The sequence below is a fragment of the Nonomuraea glycinis genome (assembly GCF_014646515.1).
Lineage (GTDB): Bacteria > Actinomycetota > Actinomycetes > Streptosporangiales > Streptosporangiaceae > Nonomuraea > Nonomuraea glycinis.
Window position 1 is genome coordinate 72,755 of record NZ_BMNK01000028.1, and the last position, 24,117, is coordinate 96,871.

Consider the following 24,117-nt stretch of genomic DNA (forward strand, 5'->3'; position numbering starts at 1 on the left):
GTGAGGCGGTAGTTGGCGACCTCGGCGGAGCTTTCCTCAGGTGGGGCCCACCTCTCAGACACCAAACGAGCTTTGCTGGAGCAACGCCTGCGCCGCAGGTCGAACGGCAAGCCGACCGGAATCCCGCGCCGTCCCGCCGACGCGGAGATCCCCCTGACCCACGCCCAGGAGGGGCTGTGGTTCATGGAGCAGTTCGCTCCCGGCACGGCCGCCTACACGATCCCCTACGTGGTGCGCCTGCGCGGGAGCCTCGACGCCGACCGGCTGCACCGAGCCCTCGAAACGGTCGTGGCCCGGCACGAGATCCTGCGCACCCGCTTCCCCGCCGACCCCGACGGCCGCCCCCGCGTCGAGGTGGCCGGCACCGCTCAGGCGGAGCTGCGCCGCCTGAGCGCCCCGGACGAGGCGGCGGCCCGTGAGCTCCTGAGCGCCGAGCTGGCCAGTCCCTTCGACCTCGCCACCGAGCCGCCCCTGCGCGCCCTGCTCGTGCGGCTGGCCGACGACGACCACATCCTGCTGGTAGCCCTGCACCACATCGCCGGCGACGGCTGGTCGCTGGAGATCCTGGCCGGGGAGCTGCGCACGGTCTACGCGGGGGAGGAGCCGCCCGAGCTCGCCCTGCAGTACGGCGACTTCGCCGTGTGGCAGCGCGGCCGCCCGGCGGACGAGGCGGACCTGACCTACTGGCGCGAGCGGCTGGCCGGAGTGCCGCCCATCGACCTGCCCCTGGACGGCCGGCGCGGCGCGCTGGCCACCTTCGAAGGCGGCTCCCACAGCTTCAGGCTCGGCCCCGACGCGCTGGCCGCCGCGCACGGCATGGCCCGCGAGCACGACGCGACGCTCTTCATGGTCGTCCTCGCCGTCTACCAGGTGCTGCTCGGCCGGCACAGCGGCCGGCCCGACTTCGCGATCGGCACACCGGTGGGCGGCCGCCCGCGCAGCGAGCTCGAACCCCTCATCGGCATGTTCGTCAACATGCTGGCCATGCGCGCCGACCTGGCGGGCGACCCCACCTTCGCCGAGCTGCTCACCCGGGTCAGGCGGAGCACGCTGGACGCCTTCGAGCACCAGCGGCTGCCGTTCGAGCAGCTCGTCGGCGAGCTCGGCCTGGCCCGGGACGTCTCGCGCACCGCGGTGTTCCAGGCAGCGCTGGCGCTGCGCAGCTATGACGCGGACAGCGCCGCCTGGCCGGGCCTCGCGGCGGAGCCGTACCCGCTGACGGCCACGGCCGCCCCCTTCGAGCTGGAGCTGTTCCTCACCGAGCGCGACGGCGGGCTCGACGGCCTGTTCGTCTACAACCGGGACCTGCTGGCCGAGGCCACGGTCGAGGAGCTCGGCGTCCGATTCGGAACGCTCCTGCGCGCCGCCTTCGCCGATCCGGACCGGCGGGTGTCGGACCTGGAGATGCTGACCGGGCAGGAGCTCGAGCGCGTCCTGGCCCTCGCGGCCGGGCCGAGTGTGCCGTACCCCGCGGACCGGACGCTGGGGGAGCTGTTCGAGGAGCAGGCGGCCCGTACGCCCGACGCGGTCGCCCTGGAGTTCGGCGGGCAGCGGCTCAGCTACGCCGAGCTGGAGCGGCGCTCCGGCGAGCTGGCCCGGCGATTACGCGACCTGGGCGCGCGACCGGGCGTCCGGGTCGCGGTCGCCCTGGAACGCTCCCTCGACCTGGTCGTGAGCCTGCTGGCGGTGGTCCGGGCCGGCGCCGCCTACGTGCCGCTCGACCCCGACTATCCCCGTGAACGCCTGGACTTCATGCTGCGGGACGCGCGGGCCGCGATCCTGCTGCCAGAGGAGACGGTGCGCGAGGAGAGCGTACGCGAGCGGGAGGACCTGCCGGACACGCCGCTGACCCCGGCCTGTCCCGCGTACATGATCTACACCTCCGGCTCGACCGGACGCCCCAAGGGCGTGCCGAACTCCCACGCCGGCATCGTCAACCGCCTGGACTGGATGCAGCGCCGCTTCGGCCTGACCGGCGCCGACGCGGTGATGCAGAAGACGCCCGCCGGGTTCGACGTGTCGGTCTGGGAGTTCTTCTGGCCGATCATCACCGGCGCCCGCCTGGTCGTGGCGGCGCCCGGCGGCCACCGCGACACCGCCTACCTGCGCGACCTCGTCGTGGCGGGCGGCGTGACGACCATGCACTTCGTGCCGTCGATGCTCGCCGCCTTCCTGGAGGAGGAGGACGTAGAGCGCTGCGTGTCGCTGAAGAGGGTCATCTGCAGCGGGGAGGAGTTGCCGGTCGCCGTCGCGGCCCGGCTCTTCGAGCGGCTGCCGCACGTGGAGCTGCACAACCTCTACGGGCCGACCGAGGCCGCCGTCGACGTGACGGCCTGGCGCTGCGTGCCGGGCGAGAGCCGGATACCGATCGGCCTTCCGGTGCAGAACACCCGCGTCCACGTCCTCGACGCGCGGCTGCGTCCCGTGCCGCCCGGCGTGGCCGCAGAGCTGTACATCGGCGGCGTCCAGGTGGCCATGGGCTACCACGATCGGCCCGGCCTGACCGCCGAACGCTTCCTGGCCGACCCGTACGGGCCGCCGGGCTCGCGCCTCTACCGCACCGGCGATCTGGCCCGGCTGCGCCGCGACGGCGCCGTGGAGTTCCTCGGCCGGGCCGACGGCCAGATCAAGATCCGCGGCCAGCGGGTCGAGCCGGGCGAGGTCGAGGCCGTGCTCCGCGAGCAGCCGGGCGTACGCGAGGCGCTGGTCGTGGCGGGCGCCGACGGCCTGGTGGCCTACGTCGTCACCGGCGCCGACGTGACCGGGTTGCGCACCCGGCTCAAGGAGATCCTGCCCGACCACATGGTGCCCACCGCCTACGTGAGGCTGGAGGCGCTGCCCCTCAGCCCCAACGGCAAGGTGGACCGTGCCGCGCTGCCCGCTCCCACCCGGTCGAGCGGCGACGGAGCCCTGCCGGCCACCCCCGCGGAGATCGCTGTCGCCGGGATCTGGAGCGAGCTGCTCGGCGTGCCCGGCATCCGGGCCGACGACGACTTCTTCGACCTCGGCGGGCACTCGCTGGTCGCCATCCAGGTGGTGGCCCGGCTCCGCACGCTGCTGGCCCCGGCCGAAGGCCGCTCGGTGGGCGTCATGGACCTGTTCCGGCACTCCACCGTGCGCGCCCTGGCCGGGCTCATCGAGGGCCCCGCCCCGGCCGAGGACAGGCCGCGCGAGCTGCTGCACCGCCTCACCCGCTCGCCCCTCACCCCCGCCCTCACCCTCGTCTGCTTCCCGTACGGCGGCGGCAGCGCCCTGGTCTACCAACCGCTGGCCGACGCCCTGCCCGAGGAGTGCGCGCTGTACTCCATGGCCTTCCCCGGCCACGACCCCGGCCGCCCCGACGAGCCGGTGATGCCGCTGGAGGAGGTCATCGAGCAGGCCGTACACGAGATCCTGGACGGCATCGACGGCCCCATCGCCCTGTACGGCCACTGCGGCATCGGCGGCGCCGTCACCGCCGAGGTCGCCCGGCGGCTGGAGGCCCGGGGCCGGGAGCCGGTCGCCGTCTACATCGGCGCGATCTTCCCGTTCGCCCGTCCGCGCGGCCGGATCGCCGGGCCGCTGGGCAGGCTGCTGCGCACCGACCGCCTGCGGGGCGACCGCTCCTACGAGAACCGCATGAAGGCCATGGGCAACGACATCTCCGGCCTGGACGAGGAGCAGGTCAGGTTCATGGTCCGCAACCAGCGGCGGGACACGCTGATCGCGGAGGAGTCCTTCACCCGCATGCTGTCGGAGCGGGCGGAGCCGCTGCGCGCCCCGGTCATCGCCGTCGTGGGCGAGCAGGATCCGGCCACCGACTACTACCGCGAGCGGTATCGCGAGTGGCACTTCCTGTCCCGGACCACCGCGCTGGCGGTTCTCGACGAGGCCGGCCACTACTACCTCAAGTACCGCGCCGACGACCTGGCCCAGATCCTCACCAACACGCACATCGCGATGGAGTACGGCTCGGCCGCCGAGCTGAGTCGCCAGGCCCGCGGCCCCGCCGCCGGGTGGTGGGTCGAGGAGACCTCGACCGAGGACGGGCGGGAAGCTGAGGACGGGCGGGAAGCCGGAGACGGGCAGGAGGCCAGGGAGAAGCGAGGGGTGCCATCGCCCCGCGAGCGGGTGCCGTCGCCCCGGGGGCGGGCGCCGGAGCCCAGCATGGGCCGGTTCCTCGCCGTCTCGGCGTTCCAGCTCCTGTCCATGGTCGGCACCGCGGTGACCGACTTCGCCATCCCGATCTGGGTCTACACCACCACCGGCTCCCTGCTGAACTTCGCCCTTCTGGTCGCGCTCGCGATCATGCCGGGCGTGCTGGCCGCCCCGCTGATCGGCGCGCTCGTCGACCGGCACGGCAAACGGCCCATGATGGTGCTGGGCAACTGCCTGGCCGGCGGCGTGCAACTGGCCTTCGGCGTGCTCCTGTGGACCGGCGCCCTGGCCACCTGGCACATCTATCCGCTGATCACCCTGCTCTCGGTCATGCTGGTATTCCAGCGGCTCGCCTACACCGCCGCGCTGCCGCAACTGGTGCCGAAGCGCTACCTGGGGCACGCGGCCGGCGTGGTGCAGATGCTCGTCGGCACCTCCCAGTTCGTCGCCCCGCTGCTGGCCGTCGCGCTGCTGGCCGGGATCGGCCTCGGCGGCATCCTGGTGATCGACGTGGTCAGCTTCGCCGTGGTGCTGGCCGCGCTGGCGGTCATCCGCTTCCCGGCCACGATGGCGCTGGAACGGCGCGAGACGCTGGCCGCCGAGCTCGCCGCCGGGTTCCGCATGTCGCTGGGCAACCGCCACCTGCGGGCCGCGCTGCTCTACTTCGCGGTGCTGAACGTCATGCTGGCCGCGGTGCTGATGTCGATCTCGCCGCTGGTGCTGTCGTTCGCCGATCTGGACACCGCCGGCCGCATCTCGTTCGTCGGCGGCCTGGGCGCCACGCTCGGCGGCGTGATCGTCGCGCTGTGGGGCGGGCCGCGCCGCCGCCGGATGCGCGCCGTGCTGCTCGGCACCCTGCTGCTCAGCCTGTTCGCGGTCGTCATCGGGGCGTACGCCTCGCCGCTGACCGTGGGCCTGGGCGCGTTCGGGCTGTGGTGCAGCCTGTCCGTGGTCAACGGCGTCTTCATGACGATCATCCACGTGAAGGTGCCGCAGCGTTTCCACGGCCGGGTGATGGCGTTCAACCAGATGATCTCCTGGTCGACGCTCCCGGTCGGCATGGCCGTGGTCGCCCCGCTCGGGGAGCGGCTGCTGGAGCCGCTGCTCCTGCCCGGCGGCGCGCTGGCCGACACCGTCGGCGCGGTGATCGGCGTGGGCGAGGGGCGCGGCATCGCGTTCATGTACGTCCTGCTGGGCCTGGGCATCGCCGTCCTCGCGCTGGTGGCCATGCGGATCCCGGTACTGGCCGGGTTCGACGAGGCGGTGCCGGAGGCGGACCCCGACGACCTGGTCGGCGCACGGGCGCTGCGGGAGCGGGCGGGCAACGTCGTCAGCCTCGCCTGGAGCGCTCCAGCCTTCGCCAAGGCGCTCACCATGCCGCTCAGCGCGGCCAAGGCGAGCGAGCTGCTCGGGGAGCCGGTCGAGAAGGTGCTGCTGCGCACCGGCGGCGAGATCAGCGCCGTCTACGAGGTCAGGACCGGCGACCGCGAGCTGATCGTCAAGCTCTACCCGGGGCTGTTCACCGAGCGCATGCGCAAGGAGCGGCAGGTCTACGAGCTGCTCGGCGGCACCGGCGCGGCCGCGCCCGCCGTGGTCCGGGCCGACGACTCCAGGCGTGACCTGCCCCAGGCGTACCTGATCATGACCAAGGTGGCGGGACGGCCGCTCTCGCAGGTCTCCGCGGGCCTGGACCGGGAGACCGTCGAGCGGCTCTACCGCGAGATGGGCCGCCTGCTGCGCACCGTGCACAGCGTGCCGGTGCCCGCGTTCGGCCCGCTCGACGGCGTGCCCGAGCCCACCAACGACGCCTACGTCGGCGGCCAGTTCGAACTCAAGGCCGCCCACTTCGCCGAGTTCGGCGGCGACCCCGCCCTGCACGCGGCGCTCGTCGCCCGCCTGCGCGCCGACCGCCACCTGCTGGCCCGCCGCACCACGCCCGTCCTGCTGCACCACGACTTCCACGAACGCAACGTCATGGTCGCCGAACGCGCCGGGCGATGGGAGCTGACCGGCCTCATCGACGTCGAGAACGCGCTCGGCGGCGACCCCCTGATGGACCTGGCCCGCACCGACTACTTCGCCGTCCGCGACGACCCGCTCCGCCGCCGCGCCCTCTACGAGGGGTACGGCGACCTGCCCGGCGACCTTGCCGAGCGGCTGGCGTTCTACCGGCTCTACCACGCGCTCGACCAGTGGCACTGGCTGGCCACGATCGGCGAGGTCAGCGCGCTGGAGCCGATCACCCAGGAGATACGCGCATGCCTGTGACCGAAGACGTTTTCGCCGCCTCGTACGCGCAGGAACGCGTCTGGTTCCTCACCGGGCTGCTGCCCGGCGTGCCGCTCTACAACATCGCCGGCGTCTCCCCGCTGGAACGGCTCGGCACGGTCGAGCCCGGCCTGGTCGAGCGGGCGCTGCGGGTGGTGGCCGAGCGGCACGAGCCGCTGCGGACCCGCCTGGAGCTGCGCGGCGAGGAGGTCGTGCAGCTGATCGCCCCCGAGGCGGTGGTGCGGCTGGCCCGCACCGACCTGTCCGGCCGTCCCGGGGAGTTCGCCGCCCTGGCCGCGGCCGACGCCGCCGAGCCGTTCGCGCTGGACGGCGCGCCCCTGTGGCGGGCCCGGCTGGTGTGGCTCGGCGAGGGACAGTGGCGGCTGGTGCTCGTCGCCCACCACACCGTCTTCGACGCCTGGTCGATGCAGATCTTCACCGAGGATTTCACCGAGGCGTACCACGCGCTGCGCGAGAACCGGGAGCCCCGGTTCGTCAAGCTGGCCGTGCAGTACGCCGACTACGCCGCCTGGCAGCGCGGGCAGCGCTTCGAGGCGTCCCTGGCCTATTGGCACGAGCGCCTGGCCGGATCGGTGCCGCTGGAGCTGCCCTCCGACCGCCCGCGACCGGCCGAGCTCGGCCACGCGGGCGCCAACCACCCCTTCACCGTCCCGGCCGCGCTGACCGGGCGGGTGGCCGCCCTGGCCAGGCGCACGGGCAGCACCTCCTTCATGGTGCTGCTCACCGCGTTCGCCGCCCTGCTCGCCCGCTGGAGCGGGCAGAGCGACGTGGTGATCGGCTCGCCCGTCGCCGGACGCGACCAGCCCGAGCTCAGCCCGCTCATCGGCATGTTCGTCAACACCCTCCCCCTCCGCACCGACCTGAGCGGCGACCCGTCCTTCGCCGAGGCGCTGGACCGGGTGCGGACCACCGTCATCGACGCGCTCGACCACCAGGACGTGCCCTTCGCCCGCATCGTCAGCGAGCTGAACCCGCCGCGTGACCCCTCCCGCACCCCGCTCTACCAGATCGCCTTCAACCAGCTTCCGTACGACGTGCGCGGCCAGATCGGCACCGGCACCACCAAGACCGACCTCACGCTGGAGCTCCAGAACGCCGAGGGTGACCTGAGCGGCTGGCTGGAGTACGCCACCGACCTCTACGACCCGGCCACCATCGCCACGCTGGCCGAGGGGTTCCTCGCCCTGCTCGACGCCGCCACCGCCGACCCCGCCCGCCCGCTGTCGCGGCTGCCGCTGATGCCCGCGGGGGAGACGGGGAGCTCCTGGCACGGGCCGCGGTCGCCGTACCCCGCCCTGCCGTTGCACGAGCTCGTGGCCGGGCGCGCGGCCGCCACGCCCGGCGCGGCCGCGGTCGTCGTCCCGCACGAGGGCCGCACGCTCACCTACGGCGAGCTCGACGAGCGGGCCGGGGCGCTGGCCCGGGTGCTCGTCTCCCGCGGCGTCCGGGTCGAGTCGCCGGTGGCGGTCTGCCTCCCGCCCGGCGGCGACCTGGTGGTCGCGCTGCTCGCGGTGCTCAAGGCGGGCGCCTGCTACGTGCCGCTCGACCCGCGCTATCCGGTGGAACGGCTGCGTTTCATGCTGGCGGACGCAGGGACCGCGCTCGCCCTGACCACGCCGGAGCTGGCCGGACGGCTGCCCGGCGTGCCCGTCCTGACCGACCTGGCGCAGAGCCCGCCGGACGACCGGCCGCTGCCCCGCGTCTCACCCGACCACCTGGCCTACCTCATCTACACCTCCGGCTCCACCGGGGTTCCCAAGGGCGTCATGGTGCCGCACCGGGGCGTGGTCAACCTGATCACAAGCCTGGCCTTCACCCCGGCCGAACGCATGCTCCTGCTCACCCCGATGTCCTTCGACATCGCCGCCCTCGAGCTCTTCGGGCCGCTGCTGTCGGGCGGCGCCGTGGTGGTGGCCCCGCCGGGCGGCAGGCTGGGCGCGCTCCTGGCCGAGACGGACGTGCGCACCGTGCAGGCGCCGCCGTCCGTCCTGGAGGAGATCATCGGGGAGCTCCCGGCCGGCCTGCCCCGGGTGCTGAGCGGCGGCGAACCGCTCGGCCCCGCGTTCGCCCGGCGGCTGCGGGAGGTGGCCGCCGAGGTGCACAACATGTACGGCCCGACGGAGACGACCATCTGGTCGCTCACCCACTTGACGCGACCGGACGAGCACGCCGTCCCCATCGGCCGCCCGGTCGCCAACACCGCCGCCCACGTGCTGAGCGAGGCCCTGGAGCCGGTGCCGGCCGGCGTGGTGGGGGAGCTCTGGCTCGGCGGCGACGGGCTGGCCCGCGGCTACCACCGGCAGCCCGCCCGCACCGCCGAGCGGTTCGTCCCCGACCCCTTCGGCCCGCCCGGCGCCCGCCTCTACCGGACCGGCGACCTAGTGCGGTGCCTGGCCGACGGCGTCATGGAGTTCGTCGGCCGGGTGGACGACCAGGTGAAGGTACGCGGGGTGCGCATCGAGCTCGGCGAGGTCGAGGCCGCCCTGACCGCGCATCCGGGAGTCACCCGCGCGGTCGCCGCCGTCCGCGACGACGCGCCGGGCGGCCGCGCCCTGGTGGCGTACGTGGACGAGCACGCCCCCGTCGCCGAGTTGCGGGCCTATCTGCAGGACCGGCTGCCGTCGACCATGATCCCCAGCTTCTACCTGGCCGTCGGCACCTTCCCCAGGCTGCCCAACGGCAAGCTCGACCGCTCCGCCCTGCCCGCCCCCGTCCCCACGGCCGCCGCCGACGCCTCCCCGCCGCGCACGGCCGCCGAGGAGCTGGTGTACGAGATCTGGAGCGAGGTGCTCGACCAGGACGGGTTCGGCGTGGAGGAGGACTTCTTCGACCTGGGCGGGCATTCCATGCTGGGAACCCGGGTGGTCGCCAGGATCTGCTCGGAGGTGGAGATCGAGCTGCCGCTCAACCTCCTCTTCCAGACCCGCACCGTCCGCCGGCTGGCGGCGGCGGTGGAGGAGCGGCTGGCGGCCGAGATCGACCAGCTGTCGGAGGAGGAGGCCGCGGCCCTGATGGAAGGCTGACGCCGGGGCCGTTCACGTGCGCGCCGGAACAGTGACGCGGTGGGCCCCATGGCCGATCTCGATGTCCTCGCCGGTGTCAGCGCACGCACCGGCCGGGCCGAACGGACGGGTTCACGGGGCCAGCAGCGCCGCGGTCCTCGCCCGCTCGGGCGCGCCGATGGCCGTGAACAGCTCATGAGCCTGCTCCCAGTGCTCCCTTCCCTCGCCCTTCAGGGCGTGACCGAGCGTCATCAGGACGCGCGCGTACTCCAGCCGCTGCCCGGATCGCCGCGCGAGCTCCAGGGCCTGCTCGCACGCCTGGACGCACTGCTCGCGGTCGCCCTCCGCCAGGTGGACGGCGGCGAGCAGGCCGTGCAGTCGTGGCAGGTCCAGGGGATTGAACGTCAGCGGCCGGTCCACCTCATGGCGCGCCTGCGCGAACCGGCCCTGGCGGTAGTGGAACTCCGCACGGCTCAGCAGCACCTGGTCCAGGTCCGTCCCCGTGCTCTGGCTGAGCTCCAGCGCGGCGTCGAGGCGGGCGAGCGCGGCGTCCGCCCGGCCGAGCTCCAGCTCCGCTCCCGCCATGCCGGTGAGCGAAGCGATCTGGCACCGTTTGTTCTCGACCTCCTCGGCGATGGCCAGGCCCCGGCCGAAGGCGTCGATCGCCTGCTCGTACCGGCCCGCATCATGATGAGTCCAGCCGAACGTCTCGTACGTCACCGCCTCGGCGTACCGCAGACCGGCGGCCTGCGCCAGGGCCAGCGCCTCGTCCAGGGCTTCCAGCGCCTCGGGGAGGCGGGCCTGTTTCTGGCGGACGAGGGCGAGGTTGACCAGGGTCAGCGTCTGGAGATGCCGGTCGCCGGACTCGCCGGTCAGGGGGAGGCCGGCCCGCAGGCACTCCTCGGCGCGGTCCAGTTGGGCGAGCATGAGGTGGGCCGAGGCCAGGTTGTTCAGTCCGCGTGCCTCACCGTGCCTGGACCCCAGCGCGTGATGGATCTCCACGGCCCGCCGGTATCGCGGGACGGCCCTGTGCGGCTCTCCCAGCTGTTTGAACACCACACCGCTGCCTTGGAGCGCCATGGCCTCCCCCTGTGGCCACGCCGCCCGCCGGGACAGCGCCAGCGCGCGTTCGTAATGGTCCATGGCGCTTGTGAGGTCGGTCATGCGCCATCGGGCCAGCCCGATCGAGTGGCACATCGCGGCCTGCCCTCTGAGGTCGCCCTCCTTCTCGGCGGCGGCCAGCGCGAGCTCGGCGAGCCGGAGCCAGTCGCCGCGGGTCCGCCGGTGATGCAGGACGTCCTTCATGGCCTCGACCAGCAGCCAGGCGTACGGCCGCGGCCCTTGCGCGGCCGCGTGCGACACGGCGGCCACGAGGTTGTCCCATTCGGTGTCGAGCCAGTCGAGCGCGTCCGGCGCGGTATCGAAGGTCGTCGGGGTCACCTCCGGCCGGGCCTGGTCGTAGGCGAGCTCCGGGACCTCGAAGCCGGCCACGGCGATGGCGCCGATGACCGTACGCAGGTAGTAGTCGAGAAGCCGCCGGACGGCGGCCTCCCGCTCGGCGGCGGAGTCCTCCTCCAGGCTGCGCTGCGCGGCGTACTCCAGCACCAGGTCGTGCGCGGCGAACCGCTGCGGGCCGGTCTCCTTGATCAGGTGGATCCGGGCCACGGCGCCGAGCAGGTCCTCCGCCCGCTCGCGGCCCGTTCCCGCCAGAGCGGCCGCGGCCGCCGCGGAGAGGTGGCCGCCCTGCGCCACGCCGAGGAGGCGGAACATCCGCCGCTCCGCCGGCGGCAGCGCCCGGTGCGACAGGTCGAGAGCCGCCTGGACGGCGACGCTCTCGTGGCCCTCCACGCGTAACCTCACCAGCCGTCCCCGGTCGGCGAGCTGGCGGACGTAGTGGGCGATCATCCGGTGCTCGTGGTCGCCGATCCAGGACATCGCGATGGACAGCGCCAGCGGCAGCCGGCCGCAGAGCGCCATGAGCTCCTCGGCGGCGTCCGGCTCCCGGAGCAGACGGTCCTCGCCGAGGCCGTGGGAGAGCAGCCGGCGCGTCTCCTCGCGGTCCAGCACGTCCAGCGTGAGGCGCTCGACCCCGTCCAGAGCCGCCAGGCCGCCCAGCCGGTAGCGGCTCGTCACGACGGCGCGGCATCCGGGGTCACCGGGCAGCAACGCGCGCACCTGCCCCGGCTCGGCGACGTCGTCCAGAATCACCAGCATGCGCCGTCCCGCCAGACAGGAGCGGTAGAGGGCGATCTGAGCGTCCAGCTCGACCGGTATGTCCTGCGCCGCCACCCCGCACCCCTGCAACAGCAGTTGCAGCGCCTCGGACAGCGACATCGGCTCCCGCTGGTCGAAGCCCCGCATGTCGAGGAACAACTGCCCGTCAGGGAAGCGTCCGCTCGCCGCGTGCGCCCAGTGGATCGCCAGCGCGGTCTTCCCCACGCCGGCGGGGCCGACCACGAGGGTCACCCGGTCGGCGTCCATCCGCCGGAGCGCCTCCGCGCGGCCGACGAAGCGGCTGCTCGCGGGCGGCAACTGGCGGGGAACCGGCACCGGCCTGGCGGTCTCGGCCGCCGGTCTTCCCCCGAGCATCCGCTGGTGCAGGAGCTGCAGCTCGCCGCTGGGCTCCACACCGAGATCGTGTACGAGCCGAGTCCGGAAATCCTGGTACACCTCAAGCGCGTCGGGAAGGCGACCGTCGTCGCGGAGGGCCCGCATGAGCAGGGCGTGCGGCCTTTCCCGCAGCGGCTGCTCGGCGAGGAGCCGGGTGAGCCCCGGGATGGCCGCCCGGCTCCGCCCCGTCTCCAGCAGCGCCGCGCCGTGACCCTCGGCCGCCTCGCACCTGAGCTCCTCCAGCCGGTAGCGCTCCACCTGGGCGGCAGGGCCGGCCAGATCGGCGAAGGGGTCACCGCGCCACAGCGCGAGAGCCCGGTCGTACAGGTCAGCCGCGTCCGGATGCCGGCCGTCCTCCGTGGCCCGCCGCGCGCTCTCCACCGACGCGGCGAATTCCTCGGCGTCCACCGCGCCCGCTTCCGCGCGGAGCAGGTATCCCGGGCTTCGGGTGAGGATGACGTCCCGTCCCCGGGGGCCGAGCGCCCGCCGGAGCTCCGCGATCAGCGCGCGCAGCCGTGCCGGGGCGGAGGGCGGCAGGTCGTCGCCCCAGAGGTGCTCGGCCAGCCGCTCCACGGACACCACGCGCCCGGCGTCCAGGAGCAGGGCCGCGAGCAGCCCCCGCTGCCTGCCGGTCAGATGCGCGGTCCGGCCGTTCACGGCGATCTCCAGAGGGCCGAGGAGGAAGAACCGGACATCGGGAGAGAACACCGACCAGACGGTAGTCCACCCCTCCCTGGAGATCAATTCTTCCCGTGCGGGACCCGTGCGGGATCCGTGCGGAATCCATGCGCACGGCTGCCACAGTGCTGCCAAATCCCATCTCAGAGATTGGCTGATGCGCCGATGAGGCCACGACTCAAAGGCATCGCCTGGGAGCGGGTCGGAGATGAGCTGCGGCTGGTGCACGACCCCCGCGACCAGCTGGTTCTGACCGACCCCGACGGGACGGTGGAGAAGCTCCTCGGTCTGCTCGGCGAGGGCGGCAGGACCGTCGCCGAACTCGCGGACGAGTTGTCGCTGGACGAGGCCGACGTCCAGGGCGCCGTCGCGGCGTTCGACGCCGAGCGGCTGCTGGAGGACGGCGACCGTCTCGACCGGCTGGAGCCCGCCGACACCGAACGGTACTTCAGCAACCTGGCCTTCTTCGAGTCGTTCAGCTGTCTTGACCGCAGCCGCGAGGACCTGCAGCGACGGCTCCGCGAGTCGCACGTGCTGGTGCTCGGCACCGGCGGTCTCAACTCCAACACCATCCCCCACCTCGCCGGGCTCGGCGTCGGCAGGATGACGCTCCTTGACCGCGACACCGTGGACCCGCGCAACTTCGCGCGGCAGTACCTCTACCGCTGGGACGACGTCGGCTCCCGTAAGGTGGCGCGCGCCGCGGACTGGGTTCGCGCCTTCGACCCGTCCATCGAGGTCGAGACGATCGACCTGGGCGTGGAGAACCCGGAGCAACTCGATGAACTCGTCGGACGTACCGGGCCCGACGTGGTGGCCTCCGGCATCGACCGGCCCGGCGAGATCGACCTCTGGGTCAACGCGGCCTGCGTACGGCACGGGGTGCCGTTCGTCAGAGGCGGCATGTGGGTCACCTCCGGGACGGTCTGGTCGGTCGCGCCAGGGGTCAGCGCCTGCCGCGCCTGCGTGCCCCCGAACGCCGAGCCCGACTCCGACGATCCGGACCTGGCCGCGATCCGCCTCTACCGCAACGGGCCCCGGCCGAACCGCGGCATAGGCCCGGTCGCCGGCCTTCTGGGGGCGTTCGGCGCGTTCGAGGTGCTGCGCTACCTGACCGGATTCGAGCCACCGGCGTACGCCGGTCGGCCGCTCATCATCGACTTCGCGGGCGGTTGCGCCACGAGTCGTACTGAGTGGCCACGCAATCCCACCTGTGACGTGTGCGGAGGGAGGTGACCCATATGAAGATCGAGATTGTGCGGATCGAGAACACCCGCCTGACCGTGGACGCGGACCCGGGGTCGGACTCCTGATGATCCGGGGCCGCACTCCGCTTCGGTGGGGAGTGCGGCCCCCTCGCACGTGAAGGTGGAGGAGAAGATGAGCGCGGCTTTGGACGCTGACCTACGCGAGCGGGCCGCACGGCTCACGGTCGCCTTCGACGGCGAGGCCTGGGTTCTGGGACGGCCGGATCTGGGCGTCTTCGTCGCGGTGCCGGAGCCGGGCGCGGTCTTCGTCACCACCCTGCGGGAGACGGGCTCGGCGGCCGAGGCGACGGCACGGGCGAGCGAGGTGGCCGGCGAACCGGTCGACGGGAATGACTTCATCGACGGTCTCACGGCCGCGGGCCTGCTCGACCCGGCCGCGGCCCCGGACGGCACCGTCACGCCCGCCGGCCGGCAGATCAAGTGGATCGAGGGAATCAGCCCCCCGGCGGCGGCCCGCCTCTTCGGGCGTACCGGCTGGTCGTTCTACGCGGCGGCGCTCCTGTTCGTGCTCGCCGTCCTCCTGACCCGTCCTGACCTGCGTCCTTCCTGGCAGGACGCGTGGTTCCTGCCCAGCCCGGGGCTGTCCGTGTTCGGCTGGCTGGTGCTGGGCATCGCGTTCGGCGCGTTGCACGAGGCCTGGCACTGGCTCGCCGGACGGGCGATCGGCGTCCCCGCGACCTTCCGGGTCAGCTACCGCGGCATGTACATCGTCTACGAGACCGACCTGACCCAGATCGTCGCGGTGCCGCGCAACCGCCGGCACGGGGTGTACCTGGCCGGGATGGCCATCGAGACCGTGGTCGTGGCGGCCGCGCTGGGCCTGCGGACGCTCACCCCGCCCGGTGGCCTCGACGACCTCCTCGCCGCCGTGGTCCTGTTCAGGATCGTCGCCATCGTGTGGCAGTGGGCGGCCCTGCCGCTGCGCAGCGACTCGTACGCGCTGCTCGCCAACGCGCTGCGCTGCCACAACCTCTACCGGACCACCTGGCTGACCGTGAAGAACCGGATCTTCCGCCTCACCGGGCCCGAGATGACCGAACTGGCCGGCGCGGGCGCGCGGGACCGCGCGATGGCCCGCTGGTTCGCGCTCCTCTATGTGGCGGGCATCGCCGTCATGACCTGGCTGTTCCTCACTGTCATGCTGCCGCTGATGCTCTCGCTGGCCCAGTGGAGCGCGGCTCAGTTCGCCGGGGGACGGATCGGCTCGGCCGGCTTCTGGGAGGCGCTCGTCGTGACCTTGTACGTCGGGCTGCGGCTCGGCCTCCCGCCGCTGCTCGCCCTCCGCGAGCGCCGCCTGCGCCGGGCCGGCGAACTCCTGTGAGGTCACGCTCCCGAACCTGGTCCCTCGAAGCGAACGCCGGTGACGGAACTCCCTCGCCACCGGTGAGCGGGCTCACACGGGAAGCTCGTCCAGGATGGCGGCGGCATGCTCGGCGGCGCGTGTTTCGTACTCCCGCGCGAGCGTCTGGAAGACCTGCTCGGCCCGGATGGCCGGCCAGTCCGGGGGCAGGTGCTCGGCCGGCAGGTGGGGATCCTGGCGGACGAGTTGCAGCCAGTCGGTGTGCAGCAGCAACTGGCGGGCGAGGTCGTCCGGCGCGTCGGGGAGCGGCCGGGGCACGTCCCACTGAGTGAGGAACGCCCGGTAGCGTCCGGCGATCCGCTCGATGTCGAAGGCCTTCCTGACGAGGTCGGCGGTCTCGGTCGGCTTGAACGCGCCGGCGGTCAGCACGGTGACGTGGTCGCCCAGCTCCAGCGAGGCGATGAGGTCGGTGACGTCCTTCTCGCCCGGCGCTATCCACAGCCCGTTCTGCAGCAGGCCGAAGCCGTTCCAGATCAGCTGGGAGCGCAGGTCGTGCCGGGTGCTGCGCCGGCTGTCCGGTAGGGAGAACCCGACGAGCGTCCAGGTGCCGTCCCAGTCGCGGTTCACCGCACCGGTCTCCCACACCCGTCTGCGCCCGTCCTTCAGCACGTCCGCGGCGTGCGGGGTGAGCCCGAAGTACACCTTTCGTCCTCGGCGGTGCCGGGTCAGCAGGTTCCGCTTGACCATGCGGGCGAGCGTCGAGCGTACGGCCTCCTCGGAGACGTTGAGGCGGGCGAACACGTCGATGACGCTGCCGGAGTAGACGGCCACGCCGCGGTGCAGCACGTAGATGCCGAGAAAGCTGAACATCAGGGACTGCGGGCGCGGGAGCTGCGCTGCCGGGTCGTCTTCGCCGTCGAGGGTCACAGCCCAAAGGGTAGACGGTTCTCCATGTCATGCAAATCTTTGACGGTAGTCACATAAGTGCCATAGATTCGGCGGTGTCACGCTGCCAATGAAAGGTGAGGTACATGGATCTGTCGGGCAAGGTGGCCGTCGTCACGGGCGCGGGTCGTGGCCTCGGGCGCGCCTACGCCGAGGCGCTGGCGGCGGCGGGGGCGGCGGTCGTCGTGAACGACCTGGACGGCGACTCGGTGGCGGGAGTCGTCGACGGGATCATCGCGAACGGGGGCAGGGCCACGGCCGTCGTCGCCCCGGTCGGCTCGGCCGAGGCCGCCGAGCGGCTGGTCGCCGCGGCCGTCAAGGAGTTCGGCCGGTTGGACGTGATGGTCACGAACGCGGGCATCCTGCGCGACCGGGTCCTGTGGAAGATGTCCGACGAGGACTTCGACGCGGTGATCGACGTACACCTGCGGGGCACGTTCACCTGCGCCCGCGCGGCGGCGGTGCGGATGCGCGAGCAGGGGGCGGGCGGCCGGCTGATCCTCGTCGCCTCGCCCGCCGGTCAGCGCGGGAACTTCGGCCAGACCAACTACGCAGCCGCCAAGGCGGGCATCGTCGCCATGGCCCGGACCTGGGCGATGGAGCTGGCCAGGGCGAACATCACGGTGAACGCGATCGTCCCGGTGGCGGCCACGGAGATGACCAAGACGATCCCGGTCTTCGCCCCGATCATCGAGGAGTCGGAGCGGACCGGGCAGCCGTTCCCGCAGTGGCTGCGCAAGGACGAGGGCCTCGGCACGGTCGAGGACGTCGCCCCGCTCGTCACCTTCCTCGCCTCTGACGCCTCCGCCGAGGTGACGGGCCAGGCCATCGGCATCGGCGGCGACCGGCTGGCGCTCTGGTCCCACCCCGGCGAGAAGGCGGTGGCCTACGCCGACGGCGGCTGGACGGCCGACGCGATCGCCGCCTCCTGGCGGACGGGCGTCGGCGCCGACCTCGAGACGTACGGCGTGCCCGCGCCCAAGGTCCCCGGCCAGAAGACGGCGGAGAGCTGAGATGCCGCGCATGGACGTCGGCGAGCTGGTCGCGATCGACGTGCACACGCACGCCGAGGTCTCCGCCGGCGGGCACGTCTCGCTGAGCGCGGAGCTGTTCGGCGCCTCGGAGAAGTACTTCAAGGAGCATCCCAGGCCGACCATCCCCGAGATGGCCGCCTACTACCGGGAGCGCGCCATGGCCGCGGTGGTGTTCACCGTCGACGCCGAGCACGCCACCGGCCACCCTCGCATCTCCAACGAGGAGGTCGCCGAGAGCTGCGCCGAGCACCCCGACGTGCTGATCCCGTTCGCCAGTGTCGATCCGTGGAAGGGCCGGGCGGGCGTCCGCGAGGCGCGCCGGCTCGTCGAGGAGTACGGCGTGCGCGGCTTCAAGTTCCACCCCAGCCTCCAGGGCTTCGCGCCCGACGACCGCATGGCCTATCCCCTCTACGAGGTGATCCAGGAGCTCGGCGCGATCGCCCTGTTCCACACGGGCCAGACGGGTATCGGCGCGGGCGTCCCGGGCGGGGGCGGGATCCGGCTGAAGTACTCCAATCCCATGCTGGTGGACGACGTCGCCGCGGACTTCCCCGATCTGAGGATCATCCTGGCCCATCCGTCGTTCCCCTGGCAGGACGAGGCGCTGGCCGTCGCCACGCACAAGCCCCATGTCTACATCGACCTGTCCGGATGGTCGCCCAAGTACTTCCCGCCGCAACTCGTCCGGTACGCGAACACGTTGCTGAAGGACAAGGTGCTCTTCGGATCCGACTATCCGGTGATCACCCCGGACCGCTGGCTGGCCGACTTCGACAAGCTCGAGATCAAGCCGGAGGTCCGCCCCAGGATCCTCAAGGACAACGCCGCGCGCCTGCTCGGGCTGTGCGCGCAGGAAAGGACGGCACGATCATGACCACGACGGTGCACGGACTCGGCGAGATCAAGGCGCTCGCCGGGACGGACCTCGGCCACAGCGAATGGCTGGAGATCACCCAGGACCGGGTGAACACCTTCGCCGACGCCACCAACGACCACCAGTGGATCCACGTCGATCCCGAGCGGGCGAAGGGCGGGCCGTTCGGCGGTCCGATCGCCCACGGCTATCTGACCCTGTCCCTGGTCATCCCGCTCTTCACCGAGTTGCTCGACATCCGGGGCGTGACGATGAGCGTCAACTACGGACTGGAGAAGGTCCGCTTCCCCAGTCCCGTCAAGGTCGGCGCCAAGATCCGCCTCGCCGCCGCCGTGGTGTCGGTGGAGGACGTCCCCGGTGACGGCGTCCAGATGCTGCTCGACTTCACCGTGGAGGTCGACGGCGCCGCCAAGCCCGCCTGCGTCGCGCGGGTGATCTACCGTCACTACGCCTGAACGGGCGAGACGTACGGCCCGCGCACATTCGCCATATTGGGCAAACCGTTGACGTCCGTTAGAAATATGCCTAACCTCCGGGGCAAGCAAGCGAGCGTCTCAGCTCGCTCCCGGACGAGGAGCTCGGTCATGCCGAACCTGTCAGTCACACCCCCCAACCGGATCCAGCTCCGACGCGCGGTCGCCTCAAGCTTCCTGGGCAGCGTCATCGAGTACTACGACTTCCTGCTGTACGCCACCGCCTCGGCCGTGGTCTTCAGCAAGGTCTTCTTCTCCTCCCTCGACCCGCTCACGGCGACGGTCGCCAGCTTCGGCACCTTCGCCACGGGCTACCTGGCCAGGCCGCTCGGCGGAGTGATCTTCGGTCACTTCGGCGACCGGCTGGGCCGCAAGCGCATGCTGGTGATGACCATGACCCTGATGGGCGTCGCCAGCTTCCTCATCGGCCTGCTCCCCACCTACGCGCAGATCGGCGCCCTCGCGCCCATCGCGCTCATCCTGCTCCGGGTCCTGCAGGGCGTCGCGGTCGGCGGTGAATGGGGCGGGGCCGTGCTGATGTCCGCCGAGCACGCGACCAGCCGCCGCGGACTGTGGGCGAGCTTCACCAACGCCGGAGCCCCCTTCGGCATGGTGCTGTCCACCGCGGCGCTCGGCGGCACGGCCGCCGTCCTGGGCGAGGAGGCGTTCCTCAGCTGGGGCTGGCGGGTGCCGTTCCTGATCAGCGTCGTCCTGCTGGCGGTCGGCCTGTTCGTCCGGCTGCGGGTCGAGGAGACCCCGGTGTTTCAGGCCGCCGCCGCGGACCGCGGCACCCGGGCGCCGCTGCTGGACGTGCTCCGCAACCACCCGAGGACCCTCCTGCTCGGTGTGGGCGTCGGCCTGTCCGCCTTCGTGGCCCAGGGCACGCTGACCACCTATCTCATCGCCTACGGCGTGCGGGCCGGCTTCGCCAGGCCAGACGTGCTGAACGCGCTCACGCTCTCGTCGGCGCTGGCCGTCCTGGGCATCCTCGGGTGGTCGGCGCTGTCGGACCGGGTGGGACGCCGCCCGGTCGTGCTGGCCGGCGCACTGCTCATGGCCGTGTTCGGCTTCGCCCTCTTCCCGATGGTGAACGCCGGCAGCGTCGCCGTCCTGACCCTCGCGCTCGTGCTGGGCCAGGCGGTCATCCACCCGATGATGTACGGCCCGCTCGCCGCGCTGTACACCGAGGTCTTCGCCACCAGGAGCCGCTACACCGGATCCTCGCTGGGCTACCAGCTCGCCGGGCTCGGCGCCGGCCTGGCCCCCCTGCTGTTCGCGCAGCTCGACGCGTCCACCGGAGGCGGCGGGACGATGATGATCTCGGTGATCGTGGCCGCCTGCTGCCTGCTGACGGTGCTCTGCCTCCTGGCCCTGGGCGAGACCAGCCGCCACGACCTGGCCGAGGTCGCCCCGGCGGCGCCGGCCGAACCGTCCTCCACCTGACAGGAGTCACCGATGCGTAACGCCGGACTGGGCGGCTGGCCGGCCCGCCGGGCCCTGATGAGCCCGAACCGCACCGCCTTCGTCTTCGACGGCCGGGCGGTCAGCCACGCCGAGGTGCACGAGCGGACGACCAGGCTCGCGTCGAGTCTGCGCGACGCCGGGGTGCGGGCCGGGGACCGGGTCGCCTACCTCGGCCCCAACCACGTCGCCTTCGTCGAGACCATGTTCGCCACGCACCTGCTCGGCGGGATCTTCGTCCCGCTGAACTTCCGGCTGGCCGCACCGGAGATCGCCTACATGGTGGCGGACTCCGGAGCCTCCGTCCTCGTCTACGCGCCGGAGTGCGCCACGGCCGTGCGCGGTCTTCCGGGCCTGAGCACGGTCGTGGCGCTGGAGTCACCGATGCCGGGAGAACTGGAGTACGAGACCTTCCTGTCGGGGGGCGACGCCACGCCGATCGACACCCCGGTCGCCCTCGACGACATCGCCCTCATCCTCTACACCTCGGGCACGACCGGCCGTCCCAAAGGGGCGATGCTCAGCCACGCCAACCTGGTGTGGAACTGCTTCAACATCATGGCCGGCGTCGACGTGGCGAGCACCGAGGTGACGCTGATCAGCGCGCCGCTCTTCCACGTCGCGGCGCTGAACCAGACGCTGCTGCCGACCTTCCTCAAGGGCGGCACCTCGCTGATCATGCCGTCCTGGGACGTGGACTCCTGCTACGACCTCATCGAGAAGCACCGCGTCACCTGGATGTTCGGGGTCACCGCGATGTTCGCCGCCTTCGCGCGGTCGCCGCGGTGGGCCGACGCCGACCTGTCCTCCCTGCGGACCCTCATGTCAGGGGGAGCGGCGATCCCCGTCGCGTTGATCCGCACGTATCAGCAGCGGGGCCTGGTCTTCTGCCAGGGCTACGGACTCACGGAGACCTCGCCGGGCGCCACCTTCCTCGAGGCGGGCGAGAGCGTGCGCAAGGTGGGGTCGGCCGGCGTGCCGGTCTTCTTCGCCAACGTACGCGTGGTCCGGCCCGACGGCACCGAGGCCGAGGCCGGCGAGGCGGGCGAAGTGCTCATCCAGGGGCCGAACGTCACCCCCGGCTACTGGCGCAACCCGGAGGCGACCGCCGCCGCGCTGACCGAAGAGGGCTGGTTCCACTCCGGGGACATCGCCACCCTCGACGACGAGGGGCACCTGTACATCGTCGACCGGCTGAAGGACATGTACATCTCCGGCGGGGAGAACGTCTATCCGGCCGAGGTGGAGGGTGTGCTCTTCGAGCATCCGGCCGTGGCGGAGGCCGCCGTGGTCGGGGTGCCCGACGAGAAATGGGGCGAGGTCGGCCGGGCCTTCGTCGTCCCCCGCGACGGCGTCGCCCTCACCCCGGCCGACCTGGCGGACTTCCTCCGTTCCCGGCTCGCGAAGTACAAGATTCCCGTCCATGTCGACATCGTGGACGCTCTGCCGAGAACCGGCTCAGGCAAAATCCACAAGCCGGAACTGAGAACACGGCCCCTGCCCCCGGGCGCGGCACCACCCCGCTCGCCGGCCACCGCGTCGTCCAACCCCCCAGAGCAAAGATGATCAGAGGCGGCCGCCTGCTGCAACGGACCTATCGGCCTCGCCGTCCTGATCTGCTCGGCTCCCGAAAATCACGCGGCGGTTCAGAACGGCGCGCTTCTTCCCTTGGCATGTTGAAGATCAGCAAAGAGCGACGTGAGCAGGTCTTCCCCACAGGGTGGGTCCGCCGCCTCCGAGGCGAACTCGGCGGCGCCTGGGCCATGCCGCTTGGCATGCCAACCTTTGCTATTCCTCGGCCTCGCACCGACTGTGCCCCCTGCCTGCCCCGGACATGGCGCGTACCGACCGTAGAAGGTCGCCCGTGTAGGCCCGCGTTGCTGTACGAGATCCGCAAGAGCCCTCCGGGATCATTCCGGAGGGCTCTTGAACCGGAGTGCGGCCGACAGGAGTCGAACCCGTAACCTTCTGATCTGTAGGGAAGGGCGAACCCCTTGTCAGATGCCTCCCGCGCTGGTGAAGCGGTGAATGTAGGTCGCCGCCGTGTGATCACGTAAGGCGCGGTTGCTGTACCCGGCAAGTGGATCCGTACCGCAGGGCTGTCAGGCCCGAGGAACGGAAGTCGCACGGCAGGGTCTTCGACACCCGCATTAGGCCGTGTTTCATAAGGCACTGAGCCACTCGTTGATCGCGGTGATAGTGAGTGTGGCCTCGAAGCGGACAGCGAGCTTGTCGTACCGGGTGGCCATGGCGCGGTTGCGTTTGAGCTGGTTGATGCCGCATTCCACAGCGTGTCGCCGGCGGTAAAGGGCTGGGTCGAAGGCGGGAGGTCGCCCGCCCTTGGAGCCCTTGGCGCGCCGGCTGGCGTCCTGGTCGGTTTTGCTCGGGATGCACGCTTTGATCCCACGCCGGCGCAGATGGCCGCGGTTGGCCTTGCTGGTGTAGGCCTTGTCGGCCAGGACCCGATCGGGGCGGGTCCGGGGCCGGCCGCCGCCGAGACGGCTGATGCGGATCTTGCTCAGCACGGGGATGAACTGCGGGCTGTCACCGCGCTGACCGGCCGTCACCAGCAGGGCCAGGGGTTTGCGGCCCTGTTCACAAGCCAGGTGGGTCTTGGTGGTCAGCCCACCGCGTGAGCGGCCCAGCGCATGATCGTCCGGTTCGCTCTGCACCCCGCCGGGTGGTTCCTTCTGCAGGTGACCGTCCCGGCGCGCCCCGGCGGCGTGCTGATGGGCACGGCTGATGGTGGAGTCCACGCTCACCGTCCAGTCGATCCTTCCGGCGGCGTCCGCGTGCGCCTGCATCGCGGCCAGGATCTTGGCCCAGGTGCCATCACGCTGCCAGCGGCGGAACCGGCCGTACAGCGTCGACCAAGGCGCGTACCCCTCGGGGACGTCCCGCCACGGCGCGCCGGTCCGGATCCGCCACCGGATCCCGTCGATCAACTGCCGCCGGCTCCACTTCGGCGGACGACCACGGCCCGAGACGGCGGGTAACAGCGGCTCCAGCGCTGCCCACTGCACATCGGTCAGGTCGTGCCGCCTCGTCACCGCTACGCTGGCCACGAGGTCTCCGGTACTTGGCTCTTCTTGGTCGTTGAACCAACTACCGGAGACCTCGTCGTTTATCGAGGACCGCCACGCCGCAAGCCCTCAAAGACCCTTTTGAAACACGGCCTAGGAGAGGGGTAGCCGCAGGGCTGGCGCACACGCTCTGACCTGTGCAGAAGCTTTGCGACGCATGCGCCGTCTGGAAGATCATCCCGCGCATGTCCCGGACCCGTCGAGGCTGGCCAACACGTCACTTAACGGCACGCCTGTCTAGGCATGGTCCCAGGCCGTAGCGAAGAGCTGAAGGGCGTAGTCGTACATCAGGCCGGGGCGGGGCGCCACGATGCAGGGCGAGTCGCGGCCGTGGGCCGCTCGACGGTAGAGAGTGAGGAAGGCGATGCGGTCGGTGATCACTATTCGGTGGAGGTTGGGGAGGTTGTAGCGGCGCAGCTCAATGTTGTCCCTGTCAGCGACGACCTCCCTGACGTATCCAGCGTTGATGTCGACCTGCTCGGCCAGCATTCCGCGGGAGAAGCCCGGGTCGATACGCCGGATCTGGTCCTCGCGCCACTCCAGCCATGATCCGGAGGGGTGGTTAGTATCGGGAAGCAGTACGTGAACGAACTCTAGGCGACGTCCTTCGTCCTCCCACAGGGCCACGAACCCGTCGCGGGTGAGTTCATTCCCTCGGCCTGCGAGTACCCGTACCCAGCGGGCTTTGCCGAGTTCTGCTGTGAGATCTTCGGTGGCGACGCGCTGTCGCGGATGCACCCGGGAGATTCCCAAGCCGGTAAATCTGGACAGAAGTAGAGCTGGCCAGGAGCGCACGCGAGGCGACAGCGCCATACCTCCCACAACGGCGAGCGCGGTGGCGGCGAGCGAACTCACCACCCCGATTACGAACTCTCCCATTGGGACTTCCCGTCAGGTGTTAGCCTCGGGCTTTCGCGGGGAATTTGAGCCGGGCTGATCGTTCACATGAGAAAAGTGCCTTTG

General features: G+C 71.7%; 13 protein-coding genes. 9 read left to right on the forward strand and 4 right to left on the reverse strand.

The features are described from left to right. Positions 1 to 72 precede the first annotated feature (72 nt). Positions 73 to 6,405 carry a non-ribosomal peptide synthetase gene (locus IEY87_RS44255; RefSeq protein WP_225278248.1) on the forward strand — a complete coding sequence of 2,111 codons (6,333 nt, stop codon included), beginning with the start codon at positions 73 to 75 and terminating at the stop codon, positions 6,403 to 6,405. Beyond that, positions 6,396 to 9,449 carry a non-ribosomal peptide synthetase gene (locus IEY87_RS44260; RefSeq protein ID WP_189144905.1) on the forward strand — a complete coding sequence of 1,018 codons (3,054 nt, stop codon included), beginning with the start codon at positions 6,396 to 6,398 and terminating at the stop codon, positions 9,447 to 9,449. Before IEY87_RS44255 ends, IEY87_RS44260 begins: the two co-directional genes overlap by 10 nt. A 111-nt stretch (positions 9,450 to 9,560) precedes the next feature. Here IEY87_RS44260 and IEY87_RS44265 read toward each other — a convergent pair whose 3' ends face one another. Beyond that, positions 9,561 to 12,746 (reverse strand): AfsR/SARP family transcriptional regulator, encoded by a 3,186-nt coding sequence (locus tag IEY87_RS44265; RefSeq protein ID WP_189144906.1) that lies wholly within the window; start codon positions 12,744 to 12,746, stop codon positions 9,561 to 9,563. Between the two features lie 135 nt (positions 12,747 to 12,881). Here IEY87_RS44265 and IEY87_RS44270 point away from each other — a divergent pair, with 135 nt between their 5' ends. Both IEY87_RS44270 and IEY87_RS44275 read left to right on the forward strand, forming a co-directional pair. Then, positions 12,882 to 13,952, forward strand: a complete 1,071-nt coding sequence (locus IEY87_RS44270) for a HesA/MoeB/ThiF family protein (protein WP_189144907.1) — start codon at positions 12,882 to 12,884, stop codon at positions 13,950 to 13,952. 144 nt (positions 13,953 to 14,096) lie between these two features. Further along, on the forward strand, positions 14,097 to 15,305 hold the full coding sequence (locus tag IEY87_RS44275) for a hypothetical protein (protein ID WP_189144908.1): 1,209 nt from the start codon (positions 14,097 to 14,099) through the stop codon (positions 15,303 to 15,305). A 72-nt stretch (positions 15,306 to 15,377) separates the two neighbouring features. Here the strand turns inward: IEY87_RS44275 and IEY87_RS44280 are convergent, their stop codons facing one another. Continuing rightward, complete coding sequence (locus IEY87_RS44280) at positions 15,378 to 16,211, reverse strand: PaaX family transcriptional regulator (RefSeq protein ID WP_225278249.1); 834 nt, start codon at positions 16,209 to 16,211, stop codon at positions 15,378 to 15,380. 104 nt (positions 16,212 to 16,315) lie between these two features. On the opposite strand from IEY87_RS44280, the gene IEY87_RS44285 reads away from it, so the two are divergent. The 5 genes from IEY87_RS44285 to IEY87_RS44305 all read left to right on the forward strand — a co-directional run bounded on the left by IEY87_RS44285 (position 16,316) and on the right by IEY87_RS44305 (position 21,637). Then, positions 16,316 to 17,242, forward strand: coding sequence for an SDR family oxidoreductase (locus tag IEY87_RS44285; RefSeq protein WP_189144909.1), 927 nt, complete (start codon positions 16,316 to 16,318; stop codon positions 17,240 to 17,242). 1 nt (position 17,243) lies between these two features. Then, positions 17,244 to 18,137, forward strand: a complete 894-nt coding sequence (locus tag IEY87_RS44290) for an amidohydrolase family protein (protein WP_308113020.1) — start codon at positions 17,244 to 17,246, stop codon at positions 18,135 to 18,137. Continuing rightward, positions 18,134 to 18,592 carry a MaoC family dehydratase gene (locus IEY87_RS44295; RefSeq protein WP_189144910.1) on the forward strand — a complete coding sequence of 153 codons (459 nt, stop codon included), beginning with the start codon at positions 18,134 to 18,136 and terminating at the stop codon, positions 18,590 to 18,592. Before IEY87_RS44290 ends, IEY87_RS44295 begins: the two co-directional genes overlap by 4 nt. A gap of 129 nt (positions 18,593 to 18,721) precedes the next feature. Beyond that, positions 18,722 to 20,053, forward strand: a complete 1,332-nt coding sequence (locus IEY87_RS44300; RefSeq protein ID WP_225278250.1) for an MFS transporter — start codon at positions 18,722 to 18,724, stop codon at positions 20,051 to 20,053. 12 nt (positions 20,054 to 20,065) lie between these two features. After that, positions 20,066 to 21,637 carry an acyl-CoA synthetase gene (locus IEY87_RS44305; protein WP_189144912.1) on the forward strand — a complete coding sequence of 524 codons (1,572 nt, stop codon included), beginning with the start codon at positions 20,066 to 20,068 and terminating at the stop codon, positions 21,635 to 21,637. 596 nt (positions 21,638 to 22,233) lie between these two features. Here IEY87_RS44305 and IEY87_RS44310 read toward each other — a convergent pair. Both IEY87_RS44310 and IEY87_RS44315 read right to left on the reverse strand, forming a co-directional pair. Then, positions 22,234 to 23,121 (reverse strand): IS5 family transposase, encoded by an 888-nt coding sequence (locus IEY87_RS44310; protein ID WP_225278251.1) that lies wholly within the window; start codon positions 23,119 to 23,121, stop codon positions 22,234 to 22,236. A gap of 270 nt (positions 23,122 to 23,391) precedes the next feature. Next, on the reverse strand, positions 23,392 to 24,033 hold the full coding sequence (locus IEY87_RS44315; RefSeq protein WP_189144914.1) for a hypothetical protein: 642 nt from the start codon (positions 24,031 to 24,033) through the stop codon (positions 23,392 to 23,394). Positions 24,034 to 24,117 lie beyond the last annotated feature (84 nt).